Source organism: Bacillus sp. FSL W7-1582 (assembly GCF_038593325.1).
Lineage (GTDB): Bacteria > Bacillota > Bacilli > Bacillales > Bacillaceae > Bacillus > Bacillus altitudinis.
In genome coordinates this window covers 1,409,323-1,424,449 of sequence record NZ_CP151987.1, presented here as the reverse complement: position 1 = coordinate 1,424,449, position 15,127 = coordinate 1,409,323, and the positions used below count along the sequence as shown (strand labels likewise).

Below are 15,127 nucleotides of genomic sequence, written 5' to 3'. Positions count from 1 at the left end.
CCAAAATGCTCATATGACTCCTGTATATAATAGCCACAAAGATCATTGTCGAAACATTGGATGATCGCTTGCTTTTGAGTTTTTCTAACTGTATTAACGATAGTTCACAAAAAACTAATACAACTTCTGTTAACAAGGAATAGTTTACAACAAGAAAAATAGTCCGTCAATTGATTTAACGGCTTTATTTAAATAAATGTATTCGCTTTACTTTTTATGGTGACCTGTATCAATCTGTTTAATCAACAGCACAAACTGTACTAGTATAGAGTGGATCACTGTACTACAATAGCACATGTTTGTTTTTGTCGAAAAATAAAAAAAGAGCTATTTTTAGCTCTTTTGATCGTGATGGACAAAGGGCTAAAATGAACTTCATTTTAACCCTTTCTCTTCTTTTCAGTTTGATATCTTGGAAAAACGAGTAACGGCACTCAGGCACTTTGTGAGTAGCAGCGATAAACAGAGCTAGCAAATATGCAAGTACTGTTTTTAGCTATTTTGTGATTCTTTCTGAGCTGTTTTGTATAAAGCTTGTTTATATTCGTTCAATTGATCTGTATATTGATTGAACTTCTTGCTTTCTTTTCTCACTTTACTATAGGAACGATTGACTGTTTTCAGTTTGGATTTCAGTTCAGCGTATCCTAAGTCTTTTCTTTTTAAAGATTCATACAAGTGCTTGTCTTGTTTCAGCGCCTTTTGATACTCACGGTAAAGCTGATCATACGATGCATATCTTTTTTCAATTGATTTGACTGTTTGTTCTGCTTTGTCTTTTACTTCCGCATCTTTTATCTGTCCAGCGAATTCTTTTACAGATTGAAATTCTTTTTTCGATTGATCCATGCTGTCTTTTTCTGTTTTTAAATGTTCTTCACGCTTTTCTGCCGATGCTAATGCTTGATCAGACAAGCTTGAGACTGTTTTTGTGTGGTCTTTTGTTGTTTGAATCATTTTTTTATACAACTGCTGCTCTTTTTTCTCATAGCTTTGCAGTGCGCCTTGTTCTTTTTCAAAGGATGCTTCTTTTTCGCTCATTTTCGTCATGGCATCTTGCATCTCATAAAGCGGATTTTGACCTCCGCAGCCCGCAAGCAAGAGGGTACATATCCCCGCTAAAGCTGCACCTGCTTTTATTCTTCTTTTCATCTGTTTCAATTACAAGGTCCCCCTTTACATCTCCACATACCACTATAATTTTTCAGGGCGGTTGTGACAAGGAAAGAGGATGGTTTTTTGAGGGGAAAGAAGATTTTTTTCATGCTCTAGGCTCATGACTATACAAATAGTGCATTCATACATAGTTTATATTACACGCTTCGCCTTCACTTATGAGAGGCCGAGTGTATTTCCAAAGGAGGTCAAAAGTATGTCTAATTATAGTCATGGAAGTATGTATGGTGGATACGGCGGTTACGGTTATGGATACGGCGGCGGTTGTTGCTATCCAAGTTATGGTGGTGGATACGGTTGCGGTTACGGTGGTGGACGTACATTCGCTTTAATCGTCGTCCTATTCATTCTATTGATCATTGTTGGCGCAGCATTCTTAGGCGGCGGTGGCTGCTGCTAATGGCTGAATAAGCCTCTGACCGGTCTCATACGACCGGTCTTCTTTATTTCATTGCATATGTTGTGTATCATTTTATATACTTTACATACAAAGGAAATAGGAGTGAAGTTTTGTGATTACCATGGATGATATCGTACGAGACGGGCATCCCGTCTTAAGACAAACAGCTGAAGCGGTCGAACTCCCGCCAACAGAAGAAGAAAAACAGCAATTAGCTGACATGATTGAATTTGTCAAAAACAGTCAGGATGCAGACATTGCTGAAAAATATGAACTTAGACCCGGTGTTGGCCTAGCAGCTCCGCAAATCAATATCAGTAAACGAATGATCGCTGTTCACTGTGAAGACGAGGGCGGAGAACTTTACAGCTATGCATTATTCAATCCTCGCATTGTTAGCCACTCAGTCAAAAGAGCTTATTTAGCTACTGGAGAAGGCTGTTTATCTGTTGATGAAGCCATCCCTGGATTCGTCCCGCGCTATGAAAAAATCAGGGTGAAAGGTACAACGCTTGAAGGTGAAGACATTGATATTCGCCTAAAAGGGTTTCCGGCCATCGTTTTTCAGCATGAAATTGACCACTTAAATGGCATTATGTTTTATGATCATATTCAAAAAGATCATCCATTCGCCGAGCCAGACAACGCGGTTGCGATCGGCAGATCATAACATAAAAACAAGACCCGTCCATCAGCGGGTCTTGTTTTTTATTCATCAATAAGGCCTAATTCAGTCACAGCGTGGAATATGCCATCCTCATCTACAGGTTTGGTGACAAAGTCAGCTAATGTTTTTAATTCATTGACTGCATTCCCCATCGCAACGCCTGTTCCAACAAACGAAATCATTTCTCGATCGTTCAGCCCGTCACCGAAGGCAATTGTGTCCTTTTGATCGTACGGAAGTCTTTCAATGACTCGTTTAATTCCTTCAGCCTTTGATCCACCTTTTGGCAGGACATCCGTAGACAGCTCATGCCACCTGACGAGATCAATTTCTTCACGGAACGCTTCATATAGATGTTCCTCTTCTGCTTTACAAAATAGCAGCATTTGATAAATGACGTTTTCTTTAAAGAATGACAAATCGTGCTCGGGGTGCTCTGTTTTTAAAGTGCCAATCCCTTCATGGATAAATGGATGGTTCGGCACAGACGCCTTCATCGTCTTCTCTCCCATGAAAACAAGCGGATGATCATGTTGATCCGCTGTTTCATAAATTTTATCCATCAGCTCTTGCTTAAGCGGATTGCCATAAATGACTTCTCCTTCGTACATGACATACTGACCGTTATAAGCAATAAATGAGTCAAGCCCTATTTCTTCTAAAATAGGCTGGATGAGAAAAGGCGAACGGCCAGATGCAATGAAGAGATGATGCTCTTTTTCTTTTAATAAACGAACAGCTCGCTTCGTTGATTCAGGTATTTTTTTATCATGGTCATATAAAGTACCGTCGATATCAAAGAAGATGACTTTTTTATTCATATCTCGTCTCCTGTCTCTTGTTATGTATACCCTCTCCCCTTCATCATACAGAAAGATCTTCACTGACGAAACCACTTCCTCTTAAAACGCCCATTTCCCACATATAACCATGTAACATTAAGTGGAAACATCATATAATACAAGTATATAGAGAGAACGGAACAAATGGCTGAATGAGACTCATACCGAAAGGAGGCGATCCGCGATGCTTCGTCGTCTGCGCAAGAAAATTCGAAGACAATGGAAGGACATGCTTCGTAAAAAATCGATTGCTTAAAAGGATCTTCCGCACATTTGCTGAAGGTCCTTTTTTCTCTGAGACTTTTCTTATGCGCGTTTTTTTAATATAATAGAATAAGCGAGTGTAACATACGGTATTTAAGGAGAGATTTGGATGATATATAAGGTATTTTTTCAGGCAAGTACGACTGAGGTACCTGTGAGAGAACACACAGATTCACTATACGTTGAAGCGGTTTCTGAAAGAGACGTACGCGATAAGTTGAAAAAACATAACTACAATATTGAATTCATTCAGCCTGTAGACGGTGCTTTTTTAGACTATGAACGAGAAAGTGAAAATTTTAAAGTATTGGAGCTATGAGAGGAATGAAATTTGTAAAAAACGATCAGGCGGCAGTTTTTGCGCTCGGCGGATTAGGCGAGATCGGTAAAAACACGTATGGCGTTCAATTTCAAGATGAAATCATTTTGATTGATGCTGGTATTAAGTTCCCTGAAGATGAACTTCTTGGAATTGATTACGTCATCCCTGACTATACGTATTTAGTTAAAAACGAAGATAAAATCAAAGGTCTTTTTATTACTCACGGACATGAAGACCACATCGGCGGTATCCCTTACCTTCTCAAGCAAGTGAATATTCCAGTTTACGGAGGCAAACTCGCAATCGGCCTACTTCGTAACAAATTGGAAGAGCATGGTCTATTAAGACAGACCAAACTTCACATCTTTGAAGAAGAAGATACGATCAAATTTAGAAAAACAGCTGTGTCTTTCTTTAGAACGACGCACAGCATCCCAGATTCTTATGGAATTGTCGTGAAGACACCTCCTGGTAACATCGTACATACAGGCGATTTCAAGTTTGACTTTACTCCTGTTGGCGAGCCTGCCAATTTAACGAAAATGGCTGAGATCGGGAAAGAAGGCGTTCTTTGTCTTCTATCTGACAGTACAAATAGTGAAATTCCAGAATTTACGATGTCCGAAAGACGTGTAGGTGAAAGCATTGATGACATCTTCAGAAAAGTAGATGGACGTATTATCTTTGCTACATTTGCATCTAACATTCACAGACTTCAGCAAGTCATCGAGTCAGCTGTTGCCAATGGCCGAAAAGTCGCTGTGTTTGGGCGTAGCATGGAGTCTGCCATTGATATTGGACAAGAGCTCGGATATATCAAATGTCCAAAAAACACATTCATTGAGCACAATGAAATCAACCGCCTTCCAGCAAACAAAGTAACCATTCTTTGTACTGGTAGTCAGGGCGAACCGATGGCCGCTCTTTCTCGTATTGCCAACGGTACACACCGCCAGATTTCAATTAACCCTGGAGACACTGTTGTCTTCTCGTCTTCACCGATCCCAGGTAACAATATTAGCGTAAGCCGTACCATTAACCAGCTTTATCGTGCTGGTGCTGAAGTCATTCATGGCTCACTCAATAATATTCATACCTCTGGACACGGCGGGCAGGAAGAACAAAAGCTGATGCTCCGTTTAATTAAACCAAAATTCTTCATGCCGATTCACGGTGAGTACCGCATGCAAAAAACGCATATTAAACTTGCGAATGATTGCGGAATCCCTGAGGAAAACTGCTTTATCATGGATAACGGTGAAGTTCTTGCACTGAAAGGTGACGAAGCAAGTGTCGCTGGCAAAATTCCATCAGGCAACGTGTATATCGACGGTAGCGGTATTGGTGATATCGGCAACATCGTGTTAAGAGACCGCCGCATTCTTTCAGAAGAAGGTCTTGTCATTGTTGTTGTCAGCATGGATATGAAAGAATTCAAAATTTCTGCAGGTCCTGATTTAATCTCAAGAGGTTTTGTCTACATGAGAGAATCTGGAGACCTCATTAATGACGCGCAAGATCTCATTTCAAAGCATCTTGAAAAAGTAATGGAACGTAAGACGACTCAATGGTCAGAAATTAAGAACGAGATTACTGACACTCTTGCTCCTTTCCTTTATGAAAAAACAAGACGCCGCCCAATGATCTTGCCGATTATTATGGAAGTGTAATGACGTACAAGGAGACACAGCCAATTGGCTGTGTCTCTTTTTTATGGGCAATAAAAAAACCCGCATATCTGTACGATACGTGCGGGTTCAGTCATTGTTTTACGATTGAATCGGGAGATGCTGAAAACTTCTCACATCAAACAATCCTTGTGTTGTCATTTTCACATCAGGAATGACTGGCAGTGCCAAGAAGGATAATGTCAAAAACGGATTAAAGTCTAAGACAAAGCCTGTTTCCTTTAAAGCATCATGAAGTGCATGAAGGCTTTCATTGACCGTATGTGCAGGTTGATCTGATAATAAACCGGAAATCGGTAATGGAAGCGTATGAAGAACTTCTCCATCTTTTACAACGGTCAAACCGCCCCCTGCTTCTTTTAACGTCTCAATGGCTTTGATCATATCAGCATCATTTGTTCCAACGGCAATTAAGTTATGCGAGTCATGGGCAACTGTTGTTGCAATTGCCCCCTCTTTTAGGCCGAATCCGCTGACAACCCCTATCCCAATTTCAGATAGACCTTTGTGGCGTTCGACAAGCACTATTTTTAATACATCTCGATCAATATCACTCGTAAATTGTCCATCGCTTCCAGATGGAGATATTTGTTCTAATTTCGTTTCAAGTTGATTCGGTATAATGCGAATGACATTCATCTTTTGGTGATCTGTTATAGGCAGCGTTAGATCTTTCTCTTGAACGTCCACTGCATGTACCGATTGCATGAGCGAAGAATTTGGCGTGATCTTGTCGACACTTGGCAAATATTCTCCATGTTCAGAGACCAATTCTCCTGCGATAAAGACGCTTGTAATTCCTACCTCATGTAAGTCAGAAATGAGCATAAAGTCTGCGTCAAAGCCTGGCGCAATCGCTCCCTTTGTTTTGAGACCGAAACACTCCGCTGCATTTAAACTTCCCATTTGATATGCTAAAAAGGGGTCCAATCCTTCTTGTATCGACATCCGTACTTGTTCATCAATACTTCCTTGAGCCATTAAATCATCTAAATGCTTATCATCCGTACAAAAGAAAAAGCGTCTCGCATTCTTCTCATTGACAGCAGGTAATACGTTTTTCACGTTTTTAGCAACAGAGCCTTCTCTGAGCATGACATACATGCCTCTTTTGACACGTTCAAGGGCCTCTTGAGCTGTTGTCACCTCATGATCCGTTTGGACATTAGCTGTTCGGTACACATTAATTAATCGGTCCGTTAATCCTGCTAGATGGCCATCAATGAGTTTATGTTCATGGTGAGCATCAAGCAGTTTTTGAAGCATATCTTCTTCCGCTTGCTCCACCGCAACATAATCCATCACTTCGGCAAGACCAAGCACTTCTTTCTCCTGATAAAGAGGCTTTAAATCTTTTGCTTTTAGTGTAGCACCTGATCGTTCAAAGCTGACTGCCGGTACACAGGATGGCAGCATGAAATATATATTTAAAGCAGCTTTTCTCGCTTCTTCGAGCATAAAACGGATACCTGCAACACCGGATACATTGGCAATTTCATGCGGGTCTGTTACAACAGTTGTCACGCCGTGAGGAACGACAGCTTTGGAAAATTCAGCAGGAGTCACCATCGAGGATTCGATATGAACGTGGCCGTCAACGAAACCAGGAACAAGCATTTGACCTGTTGCATCCAGCTCCTGTTCTCCCTCATACTCCCCAATTCCTACTATTTTTCCATTTTCAACAGCGACATCAGCGTCTATCCATTCCTGGTTAAACACGTCCATAACCTTCGCATGTTTAATCACTAGGGCTGCTTTTTTTCTCTTTGCAGCTACCTCAATTTGATGTCTGAAAAGCTCCTTATCCAACGACACTGCCTCCTCCGAGTAAACAATATAATGTTTCTTATCGTAAACGAATCTGTTTGTCCAGTCAATGACATTTAGAGAAAATCAACCATATCAAAAGATTGATTTTTATTTCTGAATAGTGATAATTTGCTGAAAAATAACCATGGTCTATTTTGCTGTTCTTTTGGAAAGTAAACGGCTCATTTCCACTTTGTTCTCTCCCACAATGTCCGCCGCATATGTACACTTCTAAAGCAAAAAACACCCCTTCTCGGAGTGTTTAATAGTCGTTCTGCATTTCCCGTTTTTCAAAGCGCCCGATATCTGCCACTGCCCCAATGACAATGAGGATATCTTCTTTTTGAATCATTTCATCTGCGAGCGGTGAAACGATCACTTCTTTCCCGCGCTTAATTGCCACGATATTGATCCCGTACCTTGCACGGATGTCGAGATCTAACAAAGAGTGCCCAGCGAGTCTGCTGTTGGCGACGATTTCAATAAGGCTGTACTCATCTGACAGCTCTAAATAATCAAGCACGTTGTTAGAAATAATTTTATGTGCAATCCGTCTGCCCATGTCTCGTTCAGGATGGACAATACGGTCCGCACCAATTTTATTCAAAACCTTTTCATGGTAGTCATTTTGAGCTTTCACTGTGACCATTTTGACACCCAGCTCTTTCAGCATAATCGTTGTTAAAATACTCGCCTGAATGTTTTCACCTATCGCCACGATCACATGATCAAAATTGCGGATGCCTAGGTTTTTTAGGACAGATTCGTCCGTCGAATCACCAATCACGGCATGTGATGCAATTTTAGCATATTCGTTCACACGATCTTCATTCATATCCATGGCCATGACTTCAAGTCCTTCTTCGCTTAGCGCCTTGCAGATACTTCCGCCGAAGCGTCCAAGACCAATGACTGCATATTCCTTTTTCATGTTCAGACTCCTTTTATATCACTTACCATGCATTTTACTACGGTTTGATTAATGAATCCATATGTGACCGTATTTTTTTACGGAATGCTTCACTTAAGTAAAGGTCTGCTCCTTTTTCGATTTCACTGCGATAATGACCAGGAGGCGCAATTTCTTCGCTCTTTTTTAAAACGAGAAACGTTAAGCAGTCCTCATACACTTGATCACCTACTGTGACATCGACAAATGCTGGGCGATAAGTCCCTTCATTTACACCTTCTCGTTTGTACAAATAACGAATGGCATCAAAAGGCACTTCATATAGAACACCCTCTGTTTCTCCGCCGTCTTCTACCATATCTGCTCTTGATCCATCAGGGCGCACCAATGTAAACCTTGTGGTAAAACGATCAAGTGTGCCGCCGCCGATGATTTGTTTGAAATAATGTTCCACTTTCGCAAGCTTAAACCTTGCATCATCCATACAGGACCCATAGGCAAAATAATAGAAGGAAGACGGTTTGCGCTCCCATAGTTGATATGACTTCCAGCAGCCGCTTTCAATCTCCTTCAGGCTCGATGCCTTCTGCTTACCTATTGTATAAGCAACGGCTGACCTTGGCCCCTGGTCTGTCATAACCTCTATTTCCTGCTGGTCATACCCTTCCTCTAGCTCATCTATCTTATGCAGCGTTTCATCACTGACCTCATACAATTCTCCATATACTGTGTTTTGTTCCAAGACAACACACACAGGGTAACCCTCACCTGTATCGTACAGTCTCCCTTTTATCCAAGCAGATGCTGCTAATGGACTGCTTTCTTTCATCAATGTCTCGTGATACTTTTCGTGCTTTAAAAGTGTCCCATACACAAATAAAGTTTTTGTCTCCTTCGTCATCACACATCACATCCTCTCACCTTGCTACTATCTGCTTTTTTGATACACAGGTAAGTAAATATCAAAAGCCGTCCCTTTGCTGAGCTCGCTCTTTACATCCATTCTTCCATGGTGATCTTTTAAGATCGTCGCACAGATCGTTAAACCAAGTCCTGTACCTTCTTTTTTAGTCGAAAAGAAAGGATCATATATTTTCAGAATATCCTCTTCGGACATTCCTTTTCCTTCATCTTGAATCGTGATTTTCCATTCATTCATCACTTTTTCTGTTGATATGTATATATTGCCGCCTTCAGGCATCGCCTCGATCGCATTTTTGATTAAGTTAATGAACAGCTGCTTCATTTGATTGGCGTCTGCTAATATCGTGCCAGCATCCTGCTTTTTAAATGGCTGTTTGAGATCAATATTTGAAAGAACGGCATTTGTCTTTAATAAGGTAATCACCTGCTCTAGCAAATCATGGAGCTGTACTTCTTGAAATTGAACCGATTGAGGTTTTGCTAAGACAAGCAGTTCACTTAAAACAAAATCAATGCGTTTAATTTCAGAAAAGATGATATCAAAATAATCGGTTCTTTCAGGATATTGCGTTTTCATCAGCTGCAAAAATCCATTGACTGAGGTGAGCGGATTTCTGACTTCATGGGCAATGCCAGCGGCTATTTGTCCTGCAACAGCCAGCTTTTGTGCCTGCATTTGCAGTTGCTGATTTGATCTTTCAAGTTCAAGCTTTGCCTGCTTTTGTTTCGTGATATCTGCAACCGTTCCAATACCTCCAGTAAACTGGTGCTGTTCATCGAAATAAAGCTTATAATGCACATCTCCCCATACCTTTTTTCCTTCTTTATGGAGAAGCTGCAGCTCCACCCGCCCCTCATCCTTATGCTCTTTGATCACAGACAACAAATGCTGAACGACATGCTCTTCTTGATCAAAGTACTGATTGTACATCGTACCTAGACACTCCTCTATGTCGTAACCCGTCATTTGTTTCCATGCTTGATTTAAAAAAATGATTTCACCTTTTTCATTGGTTTCAAAAACGATTTCTTGCAAGTTATCTGTGATTCGATTCAGCCGCTCTGTCAGTTCGTGTGCTTCTTTTTCTCGTTTATTTAAATCTGATACAAGCAAATTCAACCGGTCCACGTAGCCTGAGATGGTCCAAATACCGGCCAAAACAACGACTGTAAAGGCTAGATCGAGCGGCCAATTAATGTGATAGCCGCTAAGATAATAAAAGAAATCCCAGCTCAAAATTAATATAAATGCAAGAACGGATAACAGGATCCGTACTTGATATGTTTTGTTCAAATAATTCCACCTGCCGCCCTGAGATTCTTTGTCAATTGTATCATTTTCCACTTATTTTTTGAGGAAGATGTGGCATTTTTAAGGAACTTTTTTAGAAAAAAAAGCCTGCTCTCAGCACAATGGGAGAGAACAGGCTATTTTTATTTACTGCTGAAGGGCTTCTTGAAGCTCTTTTAGCAGTAGTTCTGCGCCTTCAGCGCTTAATGTAATTTGACCATTTCCATACTCGTGGTTCTCAGAAGTAATCTCACCAGTCATCAGGCAGACTCCCTCTGGCTGATATTTTTTCAAGACGATTTTATCTCCATCTATAAAAAATTCCATACTGTCTTTAATAGCGATATCAAGTGCTCTTCTCAATTCGATTGGCATCACAATACGCCCTAGTTCATCTACTTTTCTTACAACTCCGATAGATTTCAATTTCGTTCCCTCTTTCTTTCATTAGCTCAAGATCAATCTGTTTTTCACCAATTGATATATCGTAGACGTAAGAGATTCTTAAAAGGTTTCTCCTGCATAAAAATTTTTTTCAAAATCGAAAAACCAAAGGGAAAATTTATTGTGAATGTCAAAATGAGACTTGAATTTTACAGATTCATTTCAAGGTGATCACACACCCCCACAAATGACCTCAACCCTCTGAACTTTTAAATGTAAAATTGTTTAAAACAGCAAAAATAGAGATTGGGTGAAAACATGTTTCAAAATGCCGAAATTGGAATTGATTTAGGAACAGCTAACATATTGGTTTACAGTAAAAATAAAGGAATTATTCTCAATGAACCATCCGTTGTGGCAGTAGATACGGAAACAAAAACTGTCCTTGCAGTGGGGTCAGAAGCAAAAGAGATGATTGGGAAAACACCTGGAAAAATTGTAGCGATCCGTCCGATGAAAGATGGTGTCATCGCTGATTACGATATGACAACCGATTTACTCAAACAAATTATGAAAAAAGCAGGAAAAAATATTGGGTTTACCTTTAGAAAGCCGACTGTGGTTGTTTGTACACCTTCAGGTTCAACAGCTGTCGAACGCCGCGCGATCAGCGATGCTGTGAAAAATTGCGGGGCAAAGCATGTGCATTTAATTGAAGAACCCGTCGCAGCTGCAATCGGTGCTGATCTCCCGGTGGACGAGCCTGTTGCCAACGTCGTTGTAGATATTGGCGGAGGAACGACAGAGGTAGCGATCATTTCATTTGGCGGGGTTGTCTCTTGCCACTCGATCCGAATTGGCGGAGATCAACTGGATGAAGATATCATTACTTTTGTGAGAAAGAAATACAATTTACTGATCGGTGAACGGACAGCTGAACAGGTAAAAATGGAAATTGGTTATGGTCTCATTGAACACGAACCTGAGTCATTAGAAGTACGTGGACGCGACCTTGTCACAGGTCTTCCAAAAACAATTACACTTGAATCAACAGAAATTCAAGGTGCTATGCGTGAATCACTTCTTCATATTTTAGAGGCGATTCGGGCTACATTAGAAGACAGCCCTCCAGAACTGAGTGGTGATATCGTAGATCGCGGCGTTATTCTAACTGGCGGTGGTGCACTATTAAACGGCATTCAAGAATGGCTCTCTCAAGAAATTGTCGTCCCAGTTCATATCGCAGCAAATCCTCTTGAATCTGTCGCAATTGGAACGGGTCGTTCATTAGAAGTCATCGACAAATTGCAAAAAACATTAAAATAATCTTCATGTTCTACTTCTTTTTTCATCATTTCGATCATATCGTGATGAATGGATAAACGTGAAGGAGGAAGAACATGTTGCTTGATTTAGGTAAACGGGTCGTTGTCACAGTCATTTTAACCGGTATTATTTTAGGAGGAATGAGCCTGTCGTTTTCACATATGCCCCCTTCTAATGCACAGCCTGTGAAACAACTGAACCGCTAAAAAAGCCGCACGAAAGCGGCTTTTTTATTTTGCTTCGGGACGGCTCCCTATTTTCCTTTTCGGTCTTAAATCTGATATGATGAACATGACTAAAGGAGGTTTTTTTTATGAGTTCATTCGAAAAACAACTAGATCAATATGCAAAAACCATCGTTGAAGTAGGTGTAAATGTTCAAAGTGGTCAAGAAGTGGTCGTATCTGCGTTCACTGAATCTGTAGACCTTGTCCGCCTTGTGGCAAAACACGCATATGAGCGCGGAGCGAAAAACGTACATATCCGCTGGAGTGATGGTGTTCTGACCCGTTTAAAATATGAACATGCCCCACAAGATGTGTTTGAGCAATTTCCAGAATGGGAAGCACAGATGATGGAAACCATCGCAAAACGTGGCGGTGCTTTTATTACGATCTTGTCAGAAAGCCCTGATCTTCTAAGTGGCATTGACTCGAAAAAAATTGCTTCACAGCAAAAAGCTGCAGGTTCAGCACTTCATACATATCGTCAATACGTTCAATCTGACAAAGTTGCATGGACAGTCGTCGGTGCTGCATCAAAAGATTGGGCGAAAAAGATTTTCCCTGAGCATGCAGATGAAGAAGCTGTTGCATTATTATGGGACCAAATCTTTAAAGTCGCCCGTGCTGACCAGCCAGATCCTGTTGAAGCGTGGAAAAAGCATGATGAATCACTAAATGAAAAAGTAAAAGTATTAAATGAACGTCACTACCACAAGCTGCACTATGAAGCACCAGGTACAGATTTAACGATTGAACTTCCAGAGCAGCATATTTGGGTAGGTGCTGGCAGCGTAAGTGAACGCGGCGTATCATTCATGGCCAATATGCCAACAGAAGAGGTCTTTACCGTACCTAAAAAAGATGGTGTAAACGGGACTGTCTCTAGCACTAAGCCACTTAGTTATGCAGGAAACATTATCGATGAATTTACGTTAACCTTTGAAAATGGGCGTATTGTAGATGTGAAAGCAAAAGAGGGCGAAGACATTTTAACCTCTCTCGTTGAAACAGATGAAGGCTCACATTATCTAGGTGAGGTTGCCCTTGTACCAGATGATTCACCAATTTCTAACTCAAATATCCTCTATTACAATACACTTTACGATGAAAATGCATCCAATCACCTTGCCATCGGCAGCGGTTATGCATTTAATATCGAAGGCGGTAAAGAGATGAAACGTGAGGAACTAAACGCAGCTGGTGTGAACAGCAGTATTACACACGTCGATTTCATGATTGGTTCAAAGGAAATGAATATTGATGGAATCACAAAAGATGGTAAACGCGAACCGATTTTCCGTAATGGAAATTGGGCTTTTTAAGCAGTAACTTGATATAGAGACGTTTTGAAGCCTTTAAACCCTGAGTTGTCACATTTCTTTAGCTTTGAACAAATTATCAAGTTCATCAGCCACGTGTTTCTGCATACTTGGAAGCACGTGGCTATATTTATCTAATGTAATTTGGATTAAGGGAGTGTCCAATCCACTCCGGGATCAGCTTCCTTCTTAGGATTAAAATTCTCTTTTTCTTTTTTACGTTCTTCTCTGTTAATAGGTCTACACCCATTTCGAGTATATAAAAAATCCCTTCCTGTTTCTTGTATTTCTTGATACTAGATTTTACACTGTACAGCCCTCTTAAATTACCTAATAGTCATTATTATTCCCCCTAGGTCTACTTCACCTAAACCTAAACAAATTTTAAAGCACCACAATTAAAACTTATAGGAAATCTACTTGATAACCGCCTTTCAATATTCCTACATCCCTTAAGTTTTTCACTACTACCACTAATTCAATCAATGGAAGCTATCAGCATGTCTACTGGTAATTTTTATGTATATTGACGATTTTTAAGTTATAATAAGACTTAAAAAGAAAAGGAGTAGTATATGGGGGTAAAAATAGAAAAAGCTCTTTACATTAAAACAAAAAAAATGATGACGAATATCGAAGCTGATAAACATGAATTGAATGGGGAAAAGTTCATCTGTCCTTATTGTAATACAGAACTAACATTCAGAAGATCAGGAAAGAGACAGTTAGAAAATCGGGTAATTCCAATATTGCCTTATTTTTATTTGAAACAAGGAAACGAACATGGTAGGAATTGCGAATACAATACATTTGGAAAGATTGAAATTCTAGCACGCAAAGCAATGAATTTGAAAGATTTTATGAAAAAAAAGAAACCTGATCAATATGCTATAAGGATGCAAGTTGTTAAGCAAGCAATGGAAGAGCCTCCCGAAGAAGAGGAAGATGTGAGAACAGCTGATTCAAAAGGAAAAGGTGTTACTGCGAGTAAGAATTATAAAAATAGTGGAACAATGGCACCTTATCTTAGCAGGATGAAAGATATCATGATCTTGCGTTCTAAAATGGAAAAAAATGATGATATTAGGAAATACTTAAGGCTAGAATATAAGGGCAGGACGGTTAATTGGGATAAATTTTATTTTGGTCCTGATAATATGAGCCTTCTAGATTTATCTAAGTATTTTAGAAATAACACAGAGCCGGAGCATCCTATTTGTATAGAAGGAATAATAAAGAAATATATAGAAAAGAAAGATAAAAACGGCAAAACTTATTATTCTTTTATTTTAGAAAAAACTACTGTTAAGGATATTGATGCAGGAGGATTTCGGCATATTCCATGTGTCAGTGTCAATGTCTATGAAGGATATGGAAAGTTAATAGAATACATGAAAGATAATTATAAAAAACATAATAAACAAATAGTTGCTTATGGTCATAATCCTTATGTAAAGGTGAATCCTTCATCAGATAACACTGCAAAATTTCATAATATTACGATTTGGATTAATCGGACAGCTCAAGTTCATTTATTTAATGATGTTTATGAAAATTTATTTGAAGAATGAAAAAAGC

At 39.8% G+C, this 15,127-nt stretch carries 15 protein-coding genes; 8 read left to right on the top strand and 7 right to left on the bottom strand.

The features are described from left to right. Nucleotides 1–492 precede the first annotated feature (492 nt). Nucleotides 493–1,161 carry a YkyA family protein gene (locus NSQ11_RS07300; RefSeq protein ID WP_008345105.1) on the bottom strand — a complete coding sequence of 223 codons (669 nt, stop codon included), beginning with the start codon at nucleotides 1,159–1,161 and terminating at the stop codon, nucleotides 493–495. 235 nt (nucleotides 1,162–1,396) lie between these two features. On the opposite strand from NSQ11_RS07300, the gene NSQ11_RS07295 reads away from it, so the two are divergent. Beyond that, nucleotides 1,397–1,576 (top strand): YjcZ family sporulation protein, encoded by a 180-nt coding sequence (locus NSQ11_RS07295; RefSeq protein WP_026050085.1) that lies wholly within the window; start codon nucleotides 1,397–1,399, stop codon nucleotides 1,574–1,576. Nucleotides 1,577–1,688: 112 nt separating this feature from the next. After that, nucleotides 1,689–2,246 carry a peptide deformylase gene (gene def / locus NSQ11_RS07290; protein ID WP_008345111.1) on the top strand — a complete coding sequence of 186 codons (558 nt, stop codon included), beginning with the start codon at nucleotides 1,689–1,691 and terminating at the stop codon, nucleotides 2,244–2,246. A gap of 38 nt (nucleotides 2,247–2,284) precedes the next feature. On the opposite strand, the gene NSQ11_RS07285 is transcribed toward def, so the two are convergent. Next, nucleotides 2,285–3,064 carry a Cof-type HAD-IIB family hydrolase gene (locus NSQ11_RS07285; protein WP_335357939.1) on the bottom strand — a complete coding sequence of 260 codons (780 nt, stop codon included), beginning with the start codon at nucleotides 3,062–3,064 and terminating at the stop codon, nucleotides 2,285–2,287. Nucleotides 3,065–3,458: 394 nt separating this feature from the next. On the opposite strand from NSQ11_RS07285, the gene NSQ11_RS07280 reads away from it, so the two are divergent. Next, nucleotides 3,459–3,668: a DNA-directed RNA polymerase subunit epsilon gene (locus tag NSQ11_RS07280; protein WP_008345114.1), complete on the top strand. Its 210-nt coding sequence runs from the start codon at nucleotides 3,459–3,461 to the stop codon at nucleotides 3,666–3,668. A 5-nt stretch (nucleotides 3,669–3,673) separates the two neighbouring features. Continuing rightward, complete coding sequence (gene rnjA / locus NSQ11_RS07275) at nucleotides 3,674–5,341, top strand: ribonuclease J1 (RefSeq protein ID WP_008345116.1); 1,668 nt, start codon at nucleotides 3,674–3,676, stop codon at nucleotides 5,339–5,341. 99 nt (nucleotides 5,342–5,440) lie between these two features. Here the strand turns inward: rnjA and ade are convergent, their stop codons facing one another. The 5 genes from ade to NSQ11_RS07250 form a co-directional block, all read right to left on the bottom strand. Then, nucleotides 5,441–7,171 (bottom strand): adenine deaminase, encoded by a 1,731-nt coding sequence (gene ade / locus NSQ11_RS07270; protein ID WP_048001598.1) that lies wholly within the window; start codon nucleotides 7,169–7,171, stop codon nucleotides 5,441–5,443. 262 nt (nucleotides 7,172–7,433) lie between these two features. Next, nucleotides 7,434–8,102, bottom strand: coding sequence for a TrkA family potassium uptake protein (locus tag NSQ11_RS07265; protein WP_008345123.1), 669 nt, complete (start codon nucleotides 8,100–8,102; stop codon nucleotides 7,434–7,436). 37 nt (nucleotides 8,103–8,139) lie between these two features. Further along, nucleotides 8,140–8,982, bottom strand: coding sequence for a gamma-glutamylcyclotransferase family protein (locus NSQ11_RS07260; RefSeq protein WP_046343442.1), 843 nt, complete (start codon nucleotides 8,980–8,982; stop codon nucleotides 8,140–8,142). Nucleotides 8,983–9,009: 27 nt separating this feature from the next. Beyond that, nucleotides 9,010–10,299 carry an ATP-binding protein gene (locus tag NSQ11_RS07255; RefSeq protein ID WP_007498613.1) on the bottom strand — a complete coding sequence of 430 codons (1,290 nt, stop codon included), beginning with the start codon at nucleotides 10,297–10,299 and terminating at the stop codon, nucleotides 9,010–9,012. A 144-nt stretch (nucleotides 10,300–10,443) separates the two neighbouring features. Then, nucleotides 10,444–10,722, bottom strand: a complete 279-nt coding sequence (locus tag NSQ11_RS07250) for an AbrB/MazE/SpoVT family DNA-binding domain-containing protein (protein ID WP_017359400.1) — start codon at nucleotides 10,720–10,722, stop codon at nucleotides 10,444–10,446. A gap of 276 nt (nucleotides 10,723–10,998) precedes the next feature. On the opposite strand from NSQ11_RS07250, the gene mreBH reads away from it, so the two are divergent. The 4 genes from mreBH to NSQ11_RS07230 all read left to right on the top strand — a co-directional run bounded on the left by mreBH (nucleotide 10,999) and on the right by NSQ11_RS07230 (nucleotide 15,120). Then, a complete protein-coding gene (gene mreBH / locus NSQ11_RS07245; protein WP_017359401.1) occupies nucleotides 10,999–12,006 on the top strand; it encodes a rod-share determining protein MreBH in 1,008 nt (335 codons plus the stop codon). 74 nt (nucleotides 12,007–12,080) lie between these two features. Continuing rightward, nucleotides 12,081–12,212 (top strand): protein YkpC, encoded by a 132-nt coding sequence (locus tag NSQ11_RS07240; protein ID WP_003210922.1) that lies wholly within the window; start codon nucleotides 12,081–12,083, stop codon nucleotides 12,210–12,212. A 107-nt stretch (nucleotides 12,213–12,319) separates the two neighbouring features. Further along, on the top strand, nucleotides 12,320–13,552 hold the full coding sequence (locus tag NSQ11_RS07235; protein WP_342501324.1) for an aminopeptidase: 1,233 nt from the start codon (nucleotides 12,320–12,322) through the stop codon (nucleotides 13,550–13,552). Nucleotides 13,553–14,124: 572 nt separating this feature from the next. Further along, nucleotides 14,125–15,120 carry a hypothetical protein gene (locus tag NSQ11_RS07230; protein WP_048001599.1) on the top strand — a complete coding sequence of 332 codons (996 nt, stop codon included), beginning with the start codon at nucleotides 14,125–14,127 and terminating at the stop codon, nucleotides 15,118–15,120. The last annotated feature ends 7 nt before the right edge of the window (nucleotides 15,121–15,127 follow it).